General features: G+C 70.2%; 17 protein-coding genes and 2 pseudogenes. 16 read left to right on the forward strand and 3 right to left on the reverse strand.

Annotation, left to right across the window (positions count from 1 at the left end; all coding sequences use genetic code 11):
• Positions 1-448 precede the first annotated feature (448 nt).
• The 5 genes from AB0L56_RS18020 (at position 449) to AB0L56_RS18040 (ending at position 3,269) form a co-directional block, all read left to right on the forward strand.
• Positions 449-1,213 carry a transposase gene (locus AB0L56_RS18020; RefSeq protein WP_365424639.1) on the forward strand — a complete coding sequence of 255 codons (765 nt, stop codon included), beginning with the start codon at positions 449-451 and terminating at the stop codon, positions 1,211-1,213.
• Complete coding sequence (locus tag AB0L56_RS18025) at positions 1,110-1,520, forward strand: IS110 family transposase (protein WP_365424412.1); 411 nt, start codon at positions 1,110-1,112, stop codon at positions 1,518-1,520. The genes AB0L56_RS18020 and AB0L56_RS18025 overlap by 104 nt, the downstream gene beginning before the upstream one ends.
• A 119-nt stretch (positions 1,521-1,639) precedes the next feature.
• Entirely contained in the window at positions 1,640-1,915 is a 276-nt protein-coding gene (locus AB0L56_RS18030; protein ID WP_365424414.1) for a hypothetical protein, read from the forward strand.
• Between the two features lie 173 nt (positions 1,916-2,088).
• Positions 2,089-2,646, forward strand: a complete 558-nt coding sequence (locus AB0L56_RS18035; protein ID WP_365424416.1) for an ATP-binding protein — start codon at positions 2,089-2,091, stop codon at positions 2,644-2,646.
• A 323-nt stretch (positions 2,647-2,969) separates the two neighbouring features.
• On the forward strand, positions 2,970-3,269 hold the full coding sequence (locus tag AB0L56_RS18040; protein WP_365424418.1) for a hypothetical protein: 300 nt from the start codon (positions 2,970-2,972) through the stop codon (positions 3,267-3,269).
• A gap of 222 nt (positions 3,270-3,491) precedes the next feature.
• Here AB0L56_RS18040 and AB0L56_RS18045 read toward each other — a convergent pair whose 3' ends face one another.
• The gene (locus AB0L56_RS18045; protein WP_365424420.1) at positions 3,492-4,271 is read right to left on the reverse strand and encodes a GntR family transcriptional regulator; all 780 of its coding nucleotides are present in this window, start codon (positions 4,269-4,271) and stop codon (positions 3,492-3,494) included.
• 164 nt (positions 4,272-4,435) lie between these two features.
• On the opposite strand from AB0L56_RS18045, the gene AB0L56_RS18050 reads away from it, so the two are divergent.
• The 4 genes and pseudogenes from AB0L56_RS18050 to AB0L56_RS18065 all read left to right on the forward strand — a co-directional run bounded on the left by AB0L56_RS18050 (position 4,436) and on the right by AB0L56_RS18065 (position 7,912).
• Positions 4,436-4,786 carry a hypothetical protein gene (locus tag AB0L56_RS18050; protein ID WP_365424422.1) on the forward strand — a complete coding sequence of 117 codons (351 nt, stop codon included), beginning with the start codon at positions 4,436-4,438 and terminating at the stop codon, positions 4,784-4,786.
• Complete coding sequence (locus tag AB0L56_RS18055; protein WP_365424640.1) at positions 4,786-6,087, forward strand: FtsK/SpoIIIE domain-containing protein; 1,302 nt, start codon at positions 4,786-4,788, stop codon at positions 6,085-6,087. The genes AB0L56_RS18050 and AB0L56_RS18055 overlap by 1 nt, the downstream gene beginning before the upstream one ends.
• A pseudogene (locus AB0L56_RS18060) lies at positions 6,084-6,273 on the forward strand (hypothetical protein). Before AB0L56_RS18055 ends, AB0L56_RS18060 begins: the two are co-directional and overlap by 4 nt.
• A 126-nt stretch (positions 6,274-6,399) precedes the next feature.
• Positions 6,400-7,912, forward strand: a pseudogene (locus AB0L56_RS18065) (replication initiator).
• 189 nt (positions 7,913-8,101) lie between these two features.
• On the opposite strand, the gene AB0L56_RS18070 reads toward AB0L56_RS18065, so the two are convergent.
• A complete protein-coding gene (locus tag AB0L56_RS18070) occupies positions 8,102-9,715 on the reverse strand; it encodes a recombinase family protein (protein ID WP_365424424.1) in 1,614 nt (537 codons plus the stop codon).
• A gap of 237 nt (positions 9,716-9,952) precedes the next feature.
• Entirely contained in the window at positions 9,953-10,732 is a 780-nt protein-coding gene (locus tag AB0L56_RS18075) for a DUF2637 domain-containing protein (RefSeq protein WP_365424426.1), read from the reverse strand.
• 265 nt (positions 10,733-10,997) lie between these two features.
• Between AB0L56_RS18075 and AB0L56_RS18080 the strand changes: the two genes are divergently transcribed.
• The 7 genes from AB0L56_RS18080 (at position 10,998) to rpmA (ending at position 20,106) form a co-directional block, all read left to right on the forward strand.
• Complete coding sequence (locus AB0L56_RS18080; RefSeq protein WP_361023174.1) at positions 10,998-12,044, forward strand: hypothetical protein; 1,047 nt, start codon at positions 10,998-11,000, stop codon at positions 12,042-12,044.
• Positions 12,045-12,092: 48 nt separating this feature from the next.
• On the forward strand, positions 12,093-12,869 hold the full coding sequence (locus AB0L56_RS18085; protein WP_361023171.1) for a TIGR03936 family radical SAM-associated protein: 777 nt from the start codon (positions 12,093-12,095) through the stop codon (positions 12,867-12,869).
• A 262-nt stretch (positions 12,870-13,131) separates the two neighbouring features.
• Entirely contained in the window at positions 13,132-17,346 is a 4,215-nt protein-coding gene (locus AB0L56_RS18090) for an Rne/Rng family ribonuclease (RefSeq protein ID WP_365424429.1), read from the forward strand.
• Between the two features lie 174 nt (positions 17,347-17,520).
• The gene (locus AB0L56_RS18095) at positions 17,521-18,273 is read left to right on the forward strand and encodes a phosphocholine cytidylyltransferase family protein (RefSeq protein WP_361023165.1); all 753 of its coding nucleotides are present in this window, start codon (positions 17,521-17,523) and stop codon (positions 18,271-18,273) included.
• Positions 18,261-19,322: an iron-containing alcohol dehydrogenase family protein gene (locus AB0L56_RS18100; protein ID WP_365424431.1), complete on the forward strand. Its 1,062-nt coding sequence runs from the start codon at positions 18,261-18,263 to the stop codon at positions 19,320-19,322. Before AB0L56_RS18095 ends, AB0L56_RS18100 begins: the two co-directional genes overlap by 13 nt.
• A gap of 194 nt (positions 19,323-19,516) precedes the next feature.
• Positions 19,517-19,837 carry a 50S ribosomal protein L21 gene (rplU, locus tag AB0L56_RS18105; protein WP_010041937.1) on the forward strand — a complete coding sequence of 107 codons (321 nt, stop codon included), beginning with the start codon at positions 19,517-19,519 and terminating at the stop codon, positions 19,835-19,837.
• A 14-nt stretch (positions 19,838-19,851) separates the two neighbouring features.
• On the forward strand, positions 19,852-20,106 hold the full coding sequence (gene rpmA, locus AB0L56_RS18110) for a 50S ribosomal protein L27 (RefSeq protein WP_006132816.1): 255 nt from the start codon (positions 19,852-19,854) through the stop codon (positions 20,104-20,106).
• Positions 20,107-20,184 lie beyond the last annotated feature (78 nt).

The raw sequence follows: 20,184 nt of genomic DNA on the forward strand, positions 1-20,184 counted from the left end.
CCGCGAGATGCCGGGCATTGCGCCAGGCCAGGCGGTGGTCGGACCTCTCATCAGCGTCTCCAACGGCGCCTCTCGGGCCCGGTGACACCACCCCCCAGGTCATGCCTTCGACAGGGGGGCAACAGTCATGCCGGGCCCGGAGGCCAGCGGCCCTCTTGCAGGACCGCGAAAAACATAACTGTGAGAGTTCTTCTGCGGCCCGGGATGGGTTGCTGCCAGGCTCGGCGCTCGTGATCCGGCATGACTCGAAACATAACTGGCGTTCCGTCAGGGACTGCCGTTCCCCCGAGATGTCTGCCGGACACGGGCGTCGGCCCGGCCCACCCGTTGGCTTGATCAGCAGCTTGTCCGCCTTCCGGCGTGACTCATCACAGTTCCGCCACGTGGTGACTCCACCCAGGCCGACGCCGTCACGGTCGTCCGCCTGGAGGAGAACAACCGCATGACCATGCTCGCAGAACACGTCGATGGCGTCATCGGCGTCGACACTCACCGCGACACCCTCGCCGCAGCCGCCGTCAGCCCCATCGGCGCCGTCCTGGCCAGCACAGATTCCCCGGCCAACGCCCGCGGCTATCGGCGCCTGCTGGACTTCGCCCGCCAGCAGGTTCCCGGCCGCCGCTGCTGGGCCCTGGAAGGTATCGGCAGCTACGGCGCCGGCCTCGCGGCCTTCCTGGACCAGGCCGGCGAGCAGGTCGTCGAGGTCTGCCGCCCGAAGCGAGCGGCCAACCGTGGAGGCCGCAAAACCGACATGCTCGACGCCATCCGGGCCGCCAAGGAGGCCCTGGCCACCGAGCACTTGATCCAGCCCCGCCTCCGCGGCGAACGCGAGGCACTGCGGGTACTGCTTGCCACCCGTCACGGTGCGGTCCTCGCTTCCACCGCCGCGATCAACCAGCTCAAGGCTCTGATCGTCTCCGCCCCGGACGACCTCCGCGCTGAGCTGCGGAAGCTCAAGCGCCCCGCCCAGATTGCCTACTGCGCTCAGTTCCGCGACCGCCCGGCCCAGAGCCTCGAGCACCGGATGACGGTGCGGGCCATGCGGTCCACAGCGCGTTCAGGCCCTGCAGGCCGAGGCCAAGGAGCTGGAGAACGAGATCCTCGCCCTGGTGCGGCAGCAGGCCTCCGAGCTTCTCGGCCTGCTCGGAGTCGGGCCGATCACCGCCGCCCAGATACTGGTCAGCTGGTCTCACCAGGGACGATTCCGCTCTGAAGCCGCCTTCGCCTCCTTCGCCGGTGTCTCGCCGATCCCTGCCTCGTCAGGGCTGACCAACCGACACCGGCTCAACCGCAGCGGCGACCGGCAGCTCAACCGGGCCATGCACACGATCACCCTGATCCGGATGCGACTCGATCCCTCTACGAAGACGTACATCGCACGCAAGATCGCCGAAGGGAAGACCTCCCGTGACGCGCAGCGATGCCTCAAGCGGGTCATCTGCCGCCAGATCTTCAAGATCCTTGAGCGCCCCGACCGGAACCGACTCGGCAACGTCGAAGAACTCACTCAAGCGGCTTGACACGACATAGCAGCCTCGGGGGAGTCCCGACGGTCTCGTCTGCAAGGCTGCCCAGTGTGGCGAGCACTTCGGGAACGGTGTTCGGGTAGCCGACCGGCTGAGGGGGCGGCGGGCCGCGCGTGGTCGAAGAAGCCGAGATCGCCGGGCCTGATGCGGCGACCGAGTTTGGTGCTCAGTACGTCCGCCATGATCGCTGCTGTCTGGGGTTGGATGCCCGCGCCGTCTCGCCACCGCTGCACGGAGACATGCACTGTTCCAAGGGTGATGCCGCGTGCGGCGGCGGTGTCCTTCATGCGCTTCGCAAGGCCCTTGTTCGAGACCTTGGCCTGTTCCATGACGGCGATCAACTGCGCGTTCGGCTCTCGGCTCATGCTCCCCTGCCAACCCGAGAATGACGGCGAGTGTTCATCGTGTCACAGCAGTATCAGCCTTGGGGGTTCATTGATGAACCCCCTTTGCCTTTGCCGGTGTTCACGTGAACCCCCTGGTGAACGCTCCCGGTCACGCCTGCTTCGCCGTGTACTGGCGTGCGTGAAGCAAGCGCCGCGGAGCCTCGAAAGGGGAAGTCATGGATGCGGGGAAGACCGAACGGTTGGCGGGTGAGCTGGACGCGTACGCGCACTGGTTCGCGACGCCGGAGCCGTACTCGGACGGGCACTTCCTGACGTTGACCCTGTTCGCCGAGTTCAGTGACACGGCGCGCGTCGCGCGCTATATGACGGCCGTGTTCCTCCGGGGTGCGGGCGCCTGTGCCGTTGTGGACGATGCTCGGCTGGTCGTCTCGGAGCTGGTCGGCAACGTGGTGAACCACGCCGTACCAGACCGGCATCTGTCCACCCCCGGTGGCTGCCGACGCATCGAACTGATCTTCAAGCTGTGGCCGAAGTGGCTGTTCATCGGTGTCGCCGACGAGGACTCGACTCCTCCGCTGCTCCCGGTGGGAGAGGCGTTCTCCTCGGGCCTGCTCGGAGAGTTGCCTGAAGCGATGGTGCCCGACAGCGGTCGGGGGCTGTTCATTGCTCAGCGACTGGCGGCGGCGGTCTGGTGGACGCCGGAGGAACGCGGCGGAAAGACGATCTGGGCCCGCTTTGACCTGAACAGCGAAGAAGAGCCCGTGCCGCACTGATGATCTCCGGGCCGCTGCCCTTGTTTCGCTCCTTCGCGATCGGGAGCGGGGGCGGCCCGGTAACCGGTCGGAGCTTGACCCCTTTGGCCAGGGCGCGGCTCCTCCGGGACTTCCGGAGCTTCCCTCCCCGGCCGGAGGGCCGCGCCTGACAACCACAAACCGAGACCGGGCCACCCCATCAGCCCTGGAAAGCGAGGGGTGGCCCGGCTGGGAACGCGGCGGTTCCCGGTGCCTGATGGTACCGGGGCCGCCGTGCTGCGTGTTTGCCCTGGTCCAAAGAGATTTGATGATGCGTTACCTGGATCGGGACAGAGGTGGGCAGGGTGACTGGCTCGGGCGAGAGCTGGCTGAGCGATGGGCTTGACGATGTCGCAGGGGACGACTGCGGCTTGTGGGTGCCGGGAGTCGACTACGTTTCGGGCTGGCGCACGGCGCGTGAGGCTGCGGACCGGTTGAACCGCGCGCTCCTCGGTGCGAGCTTCGAGCTGTCCGCCGTGCGGGCTGTCGCCTCGACGGACAGGGACGGGCGCGGGGTCGTGCGGCTGGCGGGCCGGCCGGAAGCGGCTGAGCTGCTCGCCGGGCTCCTGGAGCAACTCGCCGATGGCAGCGGCGGTGCGTCATGAAGGGCCTTCTCGCCGGTGAGCGGCGCGCGTGGGCATGTCGCCTGCCGGAGAGACTTTGGGCGGTAGCTGCCATGGGGCGAGTGGACAGGGGGCCCTACGCTGGCCCGGCGAATCGGGCAGGCGCTGGTCCTGCCCGCGTTTGTGCCCGATGGGCACCCTGTTCTTCGAGGCTCGCCCCATGGGAGCTGCCTGAAGGCGGTTTCGACCGATGCTCCTCGTTCCTCATGCCTTGCGGCGTCGGGCGGGCTGCTTGTCGGCGGTGATCCGGTAGGCGACCTCGGCACGGTCCGCACCGACGCGCAGTTCTTCGAGGATCAGCGGGCGGTCGTCGGTGCCGTGTGTAACGCGGGACAGGTGCAGGATCGGGGTCGCATCCGGGAGTTGGAGGGTGGCGCGTTCGTCGGGCAGCGGCATACGGGCGCGGACTGTCTCCGACCACCACAGGGTGTGGCCGTCTTGGGTGAGCAGTCGGTAGATCTCTGCCGGTTGCTGGCCCGGCTCCTTTCCGAGCGGCGGGACGGCTTCGGCCACCTCGAAGGGGATCAGGGTGCGGTGCATGGCGCGGGTGCCGGTGCCGGGGTCGTTCAGCAGTCGGTCACAGCCGAAGAGCGCTTCCTCTTCGGCGAGTTGGAGCAAGTGGCCGGTGGGCTTGGTGGTGCGGGTGCGGTAGGTGGTCGGCTCCTCGGTCTCCTCCCATGCGTCACTGTTGGGCATGGTGAACCGGTCGTCGCTGGTGCGGTTGATGCGGCGTTCGATGGTGAGGGCGGGCTGGCCGTCGGAGCGTACGAAGCTGCCCTTGCCGTGCCGTACATCGATCAGCCCTTCCGCGCGCAGTGCGGCGATCGCGTTGCGCACGGTGGGTCGGGAGACCCCGTAACGGTTGATCAGTTGGGACTCCGACGGCAAGGGGGAGTCCGGTGCGAACTCGCCGGAAAGGATCGCCTCTCGGATGGCGGCGGCCACCTGCTGGTAGAGGGCTCCGGGGCGCTGGATCTCCGTCATCTCGGCTTCTCCGGTTCGGTGTCGTAGGCACGTCGCACGCGCGTCATCACTCGTCAGCATAAGTAGTTGCGCCCTGTTGTACAGCGCTCCATAGTCGTAACTCGTAAGGACAAGTGACGTCCGAATGTGTCGGGCGTCCTGACTGGCCAGGGAGGCCGAAGAACATGCAGTCCATTCCCGTGGACACGGCGCGGCTCGGTGTACTGCGGTGCGCCATCGCGCCGGAAGCGAAGATCAGCAACCCCGAGACACAGGAGGTGAAGAAGGACCCGGACGGCAATCCGGTGTTCACCGTGGCCGTCACCGTGCGGCAGGACCGGCGGCGGATATCCGTTATCGAGATCGCGGTGACCGGTGAGCCCAAGGGCATCGAGGAAGGGCAGATCGTCACGGTCACCGGACTGACGCCGTTCATGTGGGCCATGGGCGACCGGCACGGCGTCAGCTTCCGGGCGGACGCGATCACGCCCGTGCACAGCGGCGCTGCCGCACATCGCAAGGGCGGTGACGCGTGATGGGGCCGATCCTGCTCGCCTTCGCGCTCGCGGTGCTGGCCTGGGTGCTCGTCGTCGGTGACCTGGTACGCCGGCACCGCCCGGTCTGGCAGTGGTACCTCATCGGTTACCCCGTCACCGCGTGCCGGGTGGTCCTCACCTGGCGCAAGGTCGCCATGCTCAACGACTTCGCCGTCTCCCGTCGTCCGCCCCGCGGGCTGCTCGGGGACCTGGTGGTCAAGGGCGATCCGGTCCGGCCGATCGCTCCAAGGGCCTCGTTCCCGCGCGCCACCCGCATGGGGCTGACGGTGACCGTGCGGCTGCACGCGGGCCAGACCCCGGCGACGTACATGAAGGCGGCAGATGCCCTGGTTCACGCATGGCGGGTCCACGTAGTGCGGGTCACCTGCCCGGAACGCGGCCTCATCCTGCTGTCCGCGATGGCCACTGACCCACTCCAGCGGCCCGGCTTAGTAACTGCCCCGGCCGAACTGCTGTCCGCGCTCATCGGCGCACTGGAGAGCGGCGGCGCCTGGGTGATGAATCTGAGGCTCGTCCCGCACTGGCTCATCGCCGGGGCCACCCGCTCCGGCAAGTCCACCCTGCTGGCCAGGCTGATCGCCCAGCTTGCTCCGCAACGTGTCGCCCTGGTCGGCATCGACTGCAAGGGCGGCATGGAACTCGGCCTGTTCGCCGGACGGCTGAGCGCCCTCGCGACCTGCCGGCGCGAAGCGGTCGCCGTGCTCTCCGCGCTCGTGGTCGACATGCAGGAATGGATGAACGCCTGCCGTACGGCCGGAGTGCGCTCTATCTGGGAACTGCCCGACAAGTTGCGGCCCGTGCCGGTCGTCGTCCTGGTCGACGAGATCGCGGAACTGTACCTGTCCGACGGCACCCGTGAGAGCAAGGCGGAAGCCGAACAGTGCTCCACACTCCTGCTCCGGCTGGCCCAGCTCGGGGCCGCGCTCGGCCTGCACCTGGTCGTCGCCGGGCAACGCGTCGGCTCCGACCTCGGCCCCGGCGTCACCGCCCTGCGGGCACAGCTTGGCGGCCGTATCTGCCACCGGGTCAACGACCCTGGCACGGCAGAGATGACCTTGGGTGATCTCAACAAGGACGCCGTGGCCGTCGCGCAAGCGATCACACCCGAGGAACGGGGCGTCGCCGTGTGCACCGGACCGGACGGCGGTTGGAGCCGTGCCCGCTCGAACCTGACTCCCACTGATGAGGCCATTGCCACGGCCCGGCAGTACTCCGCCATGACCCCGGAACTGCCCACCGTCGCCCGCGCCCTGGCGGCGCTGGAAGGAGACAACAAGTGATCAGCGAAGGTACGGCGTTCACGTTCGCGGTGATCTTCGGGATCATCACCGTTCTTCTCGTCCGCTCCCGCGGCCTGGGAAGCGGTCTGCGTCGGCCTCTTCGGCGTCTACCTCGGCCAGACCCCCGTGGTCTACACCGTGCACGGCCTCATCACCTGGTTCATCAGCGGCTTCTCCCACACCTGAGACAGGAAGGACACACCACCATGCCCATGCCTCGCGTGAGGCGCACTGCAAGGGCGACGGGGCCCGCAAGACCTGGACCGGACGGCTGCGCCGCTGCCGCGTCTGCCGGGGCACCGGAAACATCCGATGACCCCACCCGCCCACCGGCCGAGCAAGAGAGGTGATCCCCATGACCGACCACGCGCCACCCACCATCCTCCGTTCCGCTGCGGCGGCCCACCCCGGAAGGTCACCACCATCACCCCGGACTTCACCCCCGCTGACAGGCGCGCCGTCCTCGACCGCGCGGTGCGCCTGCGTCAGCTCCCCGAAACGGACCGCGACGCCATCCGTATCGCCCAAGATCCGCACTTCTCCCGCTGGCTGGAGCAGATCACCGCTACCGGCGGCTGCTCCCACCCCGTCCACCTCTCCGGCTCCACCACCACCCTGGACGGCACAACCGGCGAGATCCTCCGCCAGTACGACACCCGCAACGAACCCGGCGAACGCCTCCTCGTCCGCTGCCGCAACCGCCGGGCAACCGTCTGCGCCCCCTGCTCGCGCCTCCACGCGGGCGACACCTTCCACCTCGTCCGCGCAGGCCTGATCGGCGGCAAGAACGTCCCCACCACCGTCCGCGACCGCCCACGGCTCTTCGTCACCCTGACCGCACCGTCCTTCGGCCCCGTGCACCGGACCGGGGAACGCTGCCGCCCTCGCCGTAACGGCGGCACGTGCGAACATGGCCGTCCTCTCGGCTGCGGCGCCGAGCACACTGCGAAATCCCCTCGTCGGCCAACCCCTGTGCCCCGACTGCTACGACTACACCGGACACGTCCTCTGGCACGCGCACGCCTCCAAGCTGTGGGACCGCTTCGCCATCGACGTCCGACGGCGCCTCGCCTCCTCCGCCGGCCTCGTACAGTCCCACTTCGCCCACCACGCCCAACTGTCCTTCGCGCGCGTCGCCGAGTACCAGAAACGGGCGGCCGTCCACGTGCACGCCGTCGTCCGCCTCGACGGCCCCGATGGACCGGCCGACGAACCCCCGTCCTGGGGCACGGCCGACCGACTCACCAACGCTGTTCGCGCCTCCGCCGGGAGGGTCCTGGTCCGCACTCCGTACAGCCTGGCCGTGGGCGAACTGCTCCTTCGCTGGGGTGCCCAACTCGACATCCGTCCGCTGTACGCCGACGGTGACGGGCCCGGTGATGACGCGGTGGCCGCGTATGTCGCGAAGTACGTCACCAAGGGAGCGAGCGAGACAGGCGCCGGCACCGACCACAAGGTCACCACCTGGGACGACACCAATGCGGCACCCGTGAGCGGGCACGCCAGCACCCTGATGCGCACCTGTTGGCGCCTCGGCGGTCTTCCCGAGTACGCACCCCTGCACCTGCGCACCTGGACCCACACCCTCGGCTACCGCGGCCACAGCCTCACCAAATCGCGGGCCTACTCCACCACCTACGCGGCCTTACGCGCCGAACGTGCCCACCACATCGGCCATGCCGACACCCCGGAAGCGATCACGGATGCGCACTGGCGTTACGTCGGCTCCGGTCACACCCCTGGCGCCGCTCTGATCGCGGCCGGAGTCGCCGAAGACCTCGCGGAGTGTCGGCGGCTCAGCGCTGATGCCAGCACGGGGAGGTGAAGGCTGATCACTCCTCTACCCGAACTTGAGTCTGCGAACGACAGTGCCACAACTGATCGAAAGTGAGATCGTGATCGTGGATGAGGACGGCACGGAAGAACCGTTCGACGCCACTACTTGGGTCGAGTGAGACGTGAAGCCGCCTCCCTGTGTGACGGGAAGGCGGCTTCGTCCTTGTGTGGCCTGGGATCAGAAGGCTTGCGCGAAGTCGTCTTCGCGGATCACGAGCCGTTCGCGTACGTCCTTCGGGATCAGAAGGCGAAGGTGCACCTTCGGAGCCCGGACCCCCGGTACCTTCGTGCGGGTAACCTCACAGCGGATCCCGACGCGGTACAGGTCTGCGGACATGGCCTCCATGCCGCCTTCCTGCCAGTGCTCACGGAACGTCTTGCCGCCGTGGACGTTGACCCATCGGTCCTTCGCCGTCTCGGGGTCGATCGCTTGGAGCTCCCCAATGAGCTTGTCCAGTGTCGTCTCTGCCTGCTCCTTCGTGAACCGCGTCTTCGTGTACCGGCCTCCGGGTTCGAGTTCCCTCATGTAGAGCGCGACGGACTCCTGAAGGCGCTTGATCTCCCGTCGCGCCTCGGCGCCCTCCGCGTACTGACGAACCTGTACGGGGAAGTCTCCGAGGACCTTGAGTACGTCCTCCACCAGGCGCTCGTAGACCCGCTCCGGGTTGGGCGCCCCGTGTCCCCCGCTCTTGCAGTTGCGGCACCGAAGGTAGGGATAGGTACCGAACCCGTTCCTCGTGACCTGCACGGTCATGTTCGTCTTGCAGTCGGCGCACAGGAGCACGCCGAGGAACTGCGTGGCTCCGCCGGGACGGCGCGGCGGCTGCTTCTTCATCCGCTTGTCCAGCGCTGCGCCGAGAGTCTCGAACTCCTCCTCGGTGAAGATCGGAGAAGCGACCCTGATCGGCTTGCCGTCCTTGCCGAGGACCGGCTTCGAGCGACGCTGTCCGCCGTTCTTGTCCTCCTCCACGCGGTAGCCGAGGAGAGCCGGGTTACGGAGCCGGCGAAGGAGCGTCACCACGGTGAGCCCCTGACTCATGAGCCCGGCCCGCTTGAGGCAGCGCACCATGAAACGGGCGGAGCGTCCGCGAAGTGCCATGCGGCGTGCCCAGTGCAGTGCCTTGTGTGCCTCAGGATCGATGACGAGAACGACCCTCCCCGTGTCGTCCTCGTCGGTGACGTAGCCGTACGCCGGCTTCCCGATGAGCCATTCCTCCTGGGACTTCGCGTAGTCCCACAGGCTCGTGACACGGGTGGAGGTGTTGGCCGCCTCGACCTCGGCGATACCGCCGATGATCGTGACCATGATCTTCCCGGCGGTCGTCGCGAGGTCGAGGCTGTCGTTCTTCGAGACCAGGTTCTTCCCGCGCTTCAGGCTCCACTCGATCATCGTGGAGAGGTCGGAGAGTCGGCGCACGAAGCGATCGAGCTTCCAGAAAAGGATCTCGTCGAACTCGGGGGAGCGGTTGTTCAGCCAGTCCCCGAGTTCCTTCCGCTTCCACGGCGGGACCTTCGTCGCCGACACGTTCAGGTCCGAAGCGACGCCGACGACTCGGCAACCCCGCTCCCTGGCCAGGATGCGGAGATCGAGTTCCTGGCGTACCGGCGACGTCGTCTCGTCCGTCAGTACGGATAAGCGGATCGACAGGAGTGCCCGGGGAGCGTCCTCGGGGAGCGGCGCCTCAGCCTGCTTCAGCTCCTCCAGGAGCGCGAGATCGGCTGCGGTCCACTCGGCTTTCACGTTGTAGGCCGCTCGCTCCGCCGCGAGCCGCCGCTGTCCTCGTTTACTCATGTCGGGCAGCGTAGAGCTGGTTTTGAGTGTTTTTCCATATGTCCGCAGATGGACACCAGCATCCAGATCGGCCCGACCGGCAAGAAGCTGCTGCCTCTCACGGTCAAGAACAGCGGTCCCACGCCCGCGTCGAGTGGTCACTCCCACTGACGTGAGGTGAGCCCTCCGGCTGCAAGGAAGCGGCCCCCGCCGTCGGTGGGGGCCGCTTCTTCGTTGTCTGTGTGGTCGTGGCCCGTGCTAAGGGGTCTCGCGGCCGTAGGGGCGGATGCGGTGGCGGGGGGTGACCGTGCGGCGGGGCGGGCGGGTGAGGGTGATCTGGCGGACCAGTTGCTGGAAGCAGGCCAGGGCGGCGACGCCCGGCAGGGCCGCCGCGGCCGTGTCGGTGATGGTGCGGGGGGCCTGGGCCACGCAGAGGAGAACCGCGACGGAGGAGAAGAGCAGGACGACGAACCAGGAGTGCAGAGCGCGGCGTTGGTGGAGTGCCGCGCGGAGGATGGAGAGTGATCCGGCGAGCCAGGGGCCGTAGACCAGGATGGGCCACCAGGCCGATGAACTGCCGGTGCTGTGTGCCGTGGTGACGAGCAGCAGGGGTTCGTAGGTGACCACGCCGCTGAAGACGCTCACCATCGACACGGTGACCGCTGCCATGGCGGCGATGACATAGCTGGCGACGCGCACTGCATCGGGGCGTTTGCGCGGGGGTCTGCGGTGTCCGCGCGGGGCGCGCAGGGGTGGCAGTTCGGCCGTGATCTCCTGCAGATTGCCCATGGGGCTGCCGATGGGGGGCGCGGTGACCGAGGCCTCCTCGCGCGGGGGCGGCACGGTTCTGCCGTACTCCTCGCTGCGGGCCTCCTGGAGCAGATAGGCCAGTTCCTCGGCCGGGTCCCAGGGGGGCACGGCCGGTTCCACGGGCTCCGCGTAGACGGCTCCGGCCCGGTGCCGTCCGGTGCCCGCTTCGGGGTATTGGTCCGGGACGTCGGCGCCGTACCAGAGATGGTCGTAGCGTTCATCATTCATGTCAGGATTGATTCATCGGGCCGGTGGCGGCGGTCAACAGCGGTTCTGTGACGTGCAGTTGGAGCGGCCCTGACCTGCTTTCCTTCATACAGCGACTAACGGCGGCTGTTTCACTTGGATGCGCGGCGAATGAGTGAACGGCCGTGGTGATAATTGTTTTGTGTAAGTCTCGGCATTCCGGTTCTCCGACTGGCGCTCAGCGTATTAGCAATATTTTTTTCGGCCTTGTGGGATCCGTGCGGGCGGCTACGGCGTCCTTGCGGGTATGGAGCTGGAGAAGTCGCCGGAGCGGCCCGCGGGCGGCGAGGGGTGCCTTGTCGTGGCGATCCGTGTCCCCGTGCGGATCGTGGTTCTGGTGCTGGTCGTACCGGTGCGGATGCTGTGGGACGCGCTGGTGGTCGCCGGGCGGTTCCTGAACGACACGGTGCTGCGGCCGGTCGGGCGGGCGCTGCTGTGGATGGGGCGTGCGGTGTTCGTGTGGCCGTTCGTGGGGCTGTGGCGGTATGTGCTCGTGCCGCTGGGCAGGGGAGCGGCGTGGCTGGGGAGGGTGCTTCTCGTCCTTCCGGCCGTGTGGTGCTACCGATATGTGCTGACTCCCCTCGGGCATGCGTCGGCCTGGGTGTACGCGCGGGTGCTGACGCCAGTCGGGCACGCGCTCGCCGCCGCCGGTGCCGGGCTGTGGGCGAGGGTCGTGTGGCTGGGGAGGCATCTCCTCGTCGTGCCGTCGGTGTGGGTGTACCGGTGGGTGCTGACGCCGGTGGGGCACGCGCTTGCCTGGTGCGGCCGGGGATGCGTGTGGCTGGTGACGGTGATCGCCGCCGGGATCGGCACGGGGCTGTACTGGATCACCCGGATCCTGCTGGTGCTGCCCGCGCTCGCGGTGTGGCGCTGGGTGCTGGCGCCGGCCGGGCGGGTGCTCGGTGTCGTCGCGCGGGAGATCGGCGCCGCGCTCGGGCACGCCTGGCGGGTCGCCGGGTACATCTCGCTCGCCGTGGGGAGGGCCCTCGGGACCCTCTTCCGGTGGATCTTCGTGGAGCCGGCGCGGTGGGTGTACCGCAGTGTGCTGACTCCGGTGGGACATGTGGTGCGCGACGCCGTGCTGCGGCCCGCCGGCCACGCCGCGCGTGCCGTGGGCCGGGCCACCCGGCAGGCGCTCGAGTCCGCCCGCGCCTCAGTCCGCCGGGCCCGTGCCGACGTCCGCCGGATGCTGCTGGGCGGACCGAAGGATCCGCAGCTCACGCCCCGGCGGGAACCTACCGGCCGGGAGGCACGTACTCTTGGTAGCAGTACGACCGCTCTCACGAAGGACTGAAGAACACTGGGCAAGCGACAGCCCGAAGGCCCGCCGCCCGCACCCGCGGTGCAGCGCATCCGACTGCGTTACACCAAGCGCGGCCGCCTCCGGTTCACCAGCCACCGTGACTTCCAGCGTGCTTTCGAGCGCGCGCTGCGCCGCGCCGAGGTGCCGATGGCGTACTCGGCGGGGTTCACGCCGCATCCGAAGGTGTCGTATGCCAATGCCGCACCCACCGGCACGGGCAGTGAGGCGGAATACCTGGAGATCGCGCTCACCGAGCCGCGCGACCCCGAGCGGCTGCGGGCCCTTCTCGACGAGTCACTGCCCGCCGGGCTCGACATCGTCGAGGCGGTCGAGGCCCGCTCGTCGAGTCTCGCCGACCGGCTGACGGCTTCCGTGTGGGAGCTGCGGCTGGACGGCATCGCCCCCGAGGACGCCCGCCGCGCGGTGGACGTCTTCAACGCGGCCGGGACCGTGGAGGTCCAGCGCCGCACCAAGAACGGCGTCCGCACCTTCGACGCCCGCTCGGCGGTGGCACACCTGGAGAGCGCGGAAACGCACTCGTCGCCGGCTGATAGGCCGACCGACCAGGCCTGTGCGATACTGCGCCTGGTTGTTCGGCACGTGACGCCTGCCGTACGACCCGACGACGTCCTGTCCGGTCTCCGCGCCGTGGCCGACCTGGCGCCGCCGGTCCCCGCAGCGGTGACCAGGCTGGCGCAGGGGCTGTTCGATGAAGAGACCGGCACGGTGACCGACCCGCTCGCGCCCGACCGCGAGGCAGCAGCGACCGAGCCGCATCCGGCCGGCGCCACTGCCGCCGCGACGGCGCCGGCGTAAGGAAGGTCCCGCGCAGGGACGTACGTCGTAAGCGCCGCCCTCGAACTCGGGAGCCACCTGGGTCGGGCAGCGCACCGACCAGAAGACTTTCGCCAGGCCGTACGCATTGGGCGTACGGAACCGGCGAGACAGGACACAGAGAGCTCCCGAGCGGCGCCCGCGCCCCGGACGGCGGCAACCGCGCATCGCGCGAGCCGCGGACGTCACCGGCATCGCCGGACCAGGTTGCGGCGCCCGGGAGCCTGACGGGAGAAACGCCCGCATGCTCGAACCGATCGAGCCCATCGAGGGCTCCGAACCGAACACTCCGAGCGACACCCTGCCGCCGAGGCGGCGCCGTGCCGCTTCCCGCCCGGCGGGCCCGCCCGCCGCCACGGTCGGCGCGACGGCCGAGACCGTCGCGCCCGCCATACCGACCACCGAGAGCGCCGACGTCCCTGAGTCGCCCGAGCCCGCTCAGCCCGCTGAGCTCGTGGAGGACCGGGAGACCGCGGAGAAGGAGACCGAGGCCGCCGCGCCTCGGCGTCGTCGTGTGGTCCGCCGTGCGGCCGCGCCCGCAGGGGCACCGGCGTCCGCGGAGGCCGCCGAGACGGTCGTGCCGGCGACTCCGGCCGCGTCCGGGACCGCTCCGGCCGACGAGCCCGCCCCTGAACCCGCCGCCGAGGACGCGGCTCCCCGCCGCACCCGTCGCCGGGCGACGCGCTCCGTGACCTCGCCGACGGAGCCCGCCGAGGCCGCCGAGACCGCTGAGGCCACCGGGACCGCCGAGACGGCCGCGACGCCTGAGGCCCCCGAGGCCGACGAGGACGCCGCCCCGCGCCGCACCCGCCGCCGTGCCACCCGCACCGTGACATCCCCGGCGGAGGCGCCAACCGCGCCCGCCGAGACACCCGAAGCACCCGAAGCCCCCGCCGCTGAAGCCCCCGAGGCCGGCGAGGACGCCGCTCCCCGCCGCACCCGGCGCCGCGCCGCGCGCAGTGCGTCCGCTCCGGCCGGTACGCCGGTGACCGCCGCGACGGCGGAGGGCGACGCAGACGAGACCGAGCAGGCCGCCCCGACCGCCGAGGAGGCCCCGGTGACCGAGAACGACAAGCAGGACGAGACCCCCGTAGAGGCGTTCGCCGCCCAGGCTCCCGAGGCCGAGCAGGCACCCGCCGAGCAGGCACCCGCCGAGGAGGCCGGCCCGCGCCGCCGCCGTCGCGCCGCCCGCAAGGCCGCCGCCGGATTCGCCGAGCCCGCGCGGGACGCCCGCGCCGCCGAAAGCGAGGAGGCGGAGAGCTCGCCGCGGCGCCCCGCGCGCCCCGCCGTCGCCGTGTTCCAGCCGCCGGTGTTCACCGAGCCCCGTTTCCAGACCCCCGAGCGCGCCGCCGCCGAGGCGGCGGCCGAGGCCGCCGAGCCGGAGGAGACCGAGGAGTTCCCGGAGGAGCAGCCCGCAGCCTCCCGCCGCCGTCGCCGGCGCCGGGGTGCGGGCGACGCGGAGGAGACCGCGCAGGCCGCTCCGGCGACCGACGAGGAGGAGGCCGAGGAGCCGGCCGAGGACCACGCGGACGCCGACACCGAGGACCAGGACGACAACGAGTCCTCCGGTTCCCGCCGTCGCCGCCGCCGCGGTGGCCGTCGCCGCCGGCGCGGCGAGTCCGCCGAGACGGAGGCCGAGGGCGACGAGTCCGCGGAATCCGGGGAATCCGGGGAAGGGGACGCCGACACCGAGCGCCTCTCCGCGGAGCAGGCCGCCCAGGACGCCGAGGACACCGCCGAGCAGGCGGCGGAGGACGCCGAGGACCGCGAGGATTCCGGCGGCTCCAGCAGCAGCCGTCGCCGTCGCCGCCGCCGTCGCCGGGCCGGTGACGGAGCCGGTGAGGGCGAGTCCTCCGGTGACGACCCGGAGCGCACGGTCGTCAAGGTGCGCGAGCCGCGCAAGGCGTCCGAGCCGTCGGACGAGGTGCAGTCCATCAAGGGCTCCACGCGTCTGGAGGCGAAGAAGCAGCGCCGCCGCGAGGGCCGCGAGCAGGGCCGCCGCCGTGTGCCGATCATCACCGAGGCCGAGTTCCTGGCCCGCCGTGAGGCCGTCGAGCGCGTCATGGTGGTGCGCCAGCAGGGCGACCGTACGCAGATCGGCGTCCTGGAGGACGGGGTGCTCGTCGAGCACTACGTCAACAAGGAGCAGGCGACGTCGTACGTCGGCAACGTCTACCTCGGCAAGGTGCAGAACGTGCTGCCGTCGATGGAGGCCGCCTTCATCGACATCGGCAAGGGCCGCAACGCGGTGCTCTACGCCGGTGAGGTCAACTTCGAGACGCTCGGCATGTCGGGCGGCCCGCGCCGCATCGAGTCCGCGCTGAAGTCCGGCCAGTCGGTGCTGGTCCAGGTGACCAAGGACCCGATCGGTCACAAGGGCGCCCGTCTCACCAGCCAGGTCTCCCTCCCGGGCCGCTACCTCGTGTACGTGCCCGAGGGCTCGATGACCGGCATCAGCCGCAAGCTGCCCGACACCGAGCGGTCCCGGCTGAAGACCATCCTCAAGAAGATCGTCCCCGAGGACGCGGGCGTCATCGTGCGCACCGCCGCCGAGGGCGCGAGCGAGGACGAACTGCGCCGCGACGTCGAACGCCTCCAGGCGCAGTGGGAGGAGATCAAGAAGAAGTCCAAGAACGGCGGCAGCGCGCCCACGCTGCTGTACGGCGAGCCGGACATGACCGTCCGGGTCGTGCGGGACATCTTCAACGAGGACTTCTCCAAGGTCGTCGTCAGCGGTGACGAGGCCTGGGAGACCATCCACGGGTATGTGTCGCACGTGGCGCCCGACCTGGCCGAGCGGCTGTCCCGGTGGACCAGCGAGGTCGACGTCTTCGCCACGTACCGGATCGACGAGCAGCTCGCCAAGGCGCTGGACCGCAAGGTCTGGCTGCCCAGCGGCGGTTCGCTGGTGATCGACCGGACCGAGGCGATGATCGTCATCGACGTCAACACCGGCAAGTTCACCGGGCAGGGCGGCAACCTCGAGGAGACGGTCACCAGGAACAACCTGGAGGCGGCCGAGGAGATCGTGCGTCAGCTGCGGCTGCGCGACCTCGGCGGCATCATCGTCATCGACTTCATCGACATGGTGCTGGAGTCCAACCGGGACCTGGTGCTGCGGCGCCTGCTGGAGTGCCTGGGCCGGGACCGTACGAAGCACCAGGTCGCCGAGGTGACGTCGCTGGGCCTGGTCCAGATGACCCGCAAGCGGGTCGGCCAGGGTCTGCTGGAGTCGTTCTCGGAGACCTGCGTCCACTGCAACGGGCGCGGTGTCATCGTGCACCTCGACCAGCCGGCCGCCGCCGGTGGCGGCAAGCGCAGGAAGCGGGCGCGGGCCGGTGCGGCGGAGCAGCCGCACGAGCACGAGCACGAGGTCGCCGTGGTCGTCGCGACGCCCGAGCAGGAGGCGGAGGCGGAGTCGGCGGCCGAGGTCGCCGCCGAGGCGGCGGAGCCGGTCGCGCTCCCGGCGCCCGAGTTCGTCCCGGACGAGGAGCTGTACAGCAGCGCCGCCGAGGCGGAGGCCGCGGCCACCCGTGGGCGTACGCGCCGCCGGGCGAGCCGGCGGGCGTCCGCTCCCGCGGGTGCCCCGAAGCGGGAGGCCGAGAAGGCCGGCCGGCAGAAGGCGCAGGAGCCCGCGGCCGAGGCCGCCCCGACGGCCCAGGACGTGACCGCGGCGCAGGAGGTGGAGCGTCCGGTGCAGCCGGAGTCGGCCGCCGAAGCGCTGGCCGAGCCCGCGGCCGTGGAGGACGCGGTGGTTCCTGAGCCGGCCGTCGAGGAAGCCGCCCCCAAGGGCCGTGGTCGTCGCCGGGCCACCCGCAAGGTGTCCGCGCCGGCCGGTTCCCCGGCGGGAGCGGAGGCCGCGGTGGTGACGGTCGCCGAGACCGCGAAGGCGGAGGAGGCGCCGAAGGCCGAGGAGGCCCCGGCGGAGGCTCCCGCCCCGGCGGAGTCTGCCGCCCCGACCGAGGCTGCCGCCCAGGCGGAGCCCGAGGCCCCGGCCCGTCCGCGCCGTCGCGCGGTGCGAAAGCCGAGCACCTCCACCGCTTCCGAGGACGCGGCCGTGACGGTCGTCCCGTCGGCCCCGGCGCAGGAGCCGTCCGCCGAGCCCGCCGGGAAGCCCTCGGAGGAGCCCGCCGCCGAGGCGGAGGGCGAGGCCGCCGAGGAAGCCGCTCCGGCCAAGAAGACCGCCCGCAAGGCGGCCAAGAAGGCCCCGGCGAAGAAGGCCCCGGCGAAGAAGACCGCCGCCAAGAAGGCGACGACGGCCAAGAAGACGGCCGAGAAGACGGCCGAGAAGAAGACCGCCGCCAAGAAGACGACGGCCAAGAAGGCGGCGAAGACCACCAAGGCGGCCGCCGCCAAGACGACCGCAAAGACGACCGCCAAGAAGGCGGCGCCGAAGAAGACCGCGGCCGCGGACCAGCAGCCGCAGTCCTCGGTCACGGCCGTGACCGACGAGGGCTGACCGGCCGTCTACCCTGTGTGGTCCTGTCCCCCGTGGACAGGACCACACCCTTTCCCAAGGGCAGCGCCCCCCTGCGCCCGACCGCGCGCGGACGCGCCCGTGAGACAGTTCTGCCGCCGAGATGACACATCCCCGACTCGGTCGGATCCGGGGAACGTAAGGAGAAAAACCGCGATGATAGGCCTCGTGCTTGCGGCCGGTGCCGGACGCCGTCTGCGCCCCTACACCGATACGCTTCCCAAGGCGCTGGTGCCGGTGGGCGCGGACGGCGACCCGGACGGGGCGACGGTCCTGGACCTGACCCTCGCCAACTTCGCCGAGATCGGGCTGACGGAGGCCGGTGTCATCGTCGGCTACCGCAAGGAGGCCGTGTACGAGCGCAAGGCGGCCCTGGAGGCGAAGTACGGGCTGAAGCTGACGCTCATCGACAACGACAAGGCCGAGGAGTGGAACAACGCCTACTCGCTGTGGTGCGGCCGTGACGCCCTCAAGGACGGTGTGATCCTCGCCAACGGCGACACCGTGCACCCGGTCTCGGTGGAGAAGACCCTGCTCGCCGCGCGCGGTGACGGCAAGAAGATCATCCTCGCGCTGGACACGGTGAAGAAGCTCGCGGACGAGGAGATGAAGGTCGTCGTCGACCCGGAGAAGGGGATGACGAGGATCACCAAGCTGATGGACCCCTCCGAGGCGACCGGTGAGTACATCGGTGTCACGCTCATCGAGGGCGAGGCGGCCGGGGAGCTGGCCGACGCGCTGAAGGCCACCTTCGAGCGCGACCCGCAGCTGTACTACGAGGACGGCTACCAGGAGCTGGTGAACCGCGGCTTCCGGATCGACGTGGCGCCGATCGGTGACGTCAAGTGGGTCGAGATCGACAACCACGACGACCTCGCCCGTGGACGGGAGATCGCGTGCCAGTACTGACCCGGCTCATTCCCTCGCCGGTCGTCGTCGACATCCGCCCGGGTGCCCTAGACGACCTGGCGACCGTCCTCGCGGACCAGCGGATCTCGCAGTCGGGCAGACTCGCGGTGGCGATCAGCGGCGGCTCCGGGGCCCGGCTGCGGGAGCGGCTGTCGCCCGCCCTGCCGGGGGCCGACTGGTTCGAGGTCGGCGGCGGCACCATCGACGACGCGGTCCGGCTGGCCGACAAGATGAAGTCCGGCCGCTACGACGCCGTCGTCGGACTCGGCGGCGGCAAGGTCATCGACTGCGCGAAGTACTCCGCCGCGCGCATCGGGCTGCCCATGGTCGCCGTGGCCACCAACCTCTCGCACGACGGCATCTGCTCGCCCGTCTCCATCCTGGACAACGACGCGGGCCGCGGCTCGTACGGTGTGCCCACGCCCATCGCGCTGCTCATCGACCTCGCGGTGGTACGCGAGGCGCCGATCCGGTTCGTGCGGTCGGGGATCGGGGACGCGCTGTCCAACATCTCCGCGGTCGCCGACTGGGAACTGTCCCACCGCGTGAACGGCGAGAAGGTCGACGGCCTCGCCGCCGCCATGGCGCGGCAGGCCGGTGAGGCGGTGCTGCGCCACCCCGGCGGCTGCGGCGACGACGGCTTCCTCACCGTGCTGTCCGAGGGGCTGGTGCTGTCGGGGATCGCCATGTCGATCGCGGGGCACACCCGGCCCTCCTCCGGGGCCTGCCACGAGATCAGCCACGCGCTCGACCTGCTGTATCCCCGGCGTGCCGCCAGTCACGGCGAGCAGGTCGGCATCGGCGCGGCGTTCGCGATGCATCTGCGGGGCGACCATGAGAGCTCCCGGATGATGGCCGACGCGCTGCGCCGGCACGGGCTGCCGGTCGTCGCAGGGGAGATCGGTTTCGACGACGAGGAGTTCGTCCGCGCCGTCGGCTTCGCCCCGGAGACCCGCCCGGGCCGCTACACGATCCTGGAGCATCTGGAGCTGTCGCCGGCGCAGATCAAGGGCGCCTACGCGGACTACGTCGCGTCGGTCGGCGGCTGACGGTGGGGGTCCGGTTTGACCCTGCTGGGCCGGGCCCCGTAACCTGGATCGTCGGCGTGTCCATCGGGACCGCCACATCCCCGTAAACCTCTTCCTCCCGGACGCGGGCCGCGACCGGGAGAGGTCGTCCGCGTGTGTGCGTGGGCGGCTGGCCTGCGGGGGTGCCGTTCTTCGAGTGAGAGAGTGAGATCCGCGTGTACGCCATCGTGCGCAGCGGTGGTCGCCAGCACAAGGTTGCTGTCGGCGACATCGTCGAGGTTGACAAGATTTCCACCGCCCAGGTCGGCGACACGGTCGAGCTCTCGACCCTGCTCGTCGTCGACGGCGACTCCGTGACCAGCGACCCGTGGGTGCTGGCCGGCATCAAGGTCCAGGCCGAGGTCGTGGACCACCACAAGGGCCAGAAGATCGACATTCTGCGCTACAAGAACAAGACCGGCTACCGCCGTCGTCAGGGCCACCGCCAGCAGTACACGGCGATCAAGGTCACTGAGATCCCCGCGGCTGCGAAGTAAGGGACTGAGAAGAGATGGCACACAAGAAGGGCGCATCGTCCACCCGTAACGGTCGTGACTCCAACGCTCAGCGCCTCGGCGTGAAGCGCTTCGGCGGTCAGGTCGTCAACGCGGGCGAGATCCTGGTCCGCCAGCGCGGCACCCACTTCCACCCGGGCGCCGGCGTCGGCCGTGGCGGCGACGACACGCTGTTCGCGCTGCAGGCCGGTTCGGTGCAGTTCGGCACCAGCCGTGGCCGTAAGGTCGTGAACATCGTTCCGGTCGCCTGATCCAGGCTTTAGACCGTTCGTTTCGCGAGGCGGACCTCACTTCCCGGTCGGGAAGGCGGGTCCGCCTTTCGCGTGTTA

Origin of the sequence: Streptomyces sp. NPDC052079, from assembly GCF_040680275.1 — a bacterium.
Taxonomy (GTDB): Bacteria; Actinomycetota; Actinomycetes; order Streptomycetales; family Streptomycetaceae; genus Streptomyces.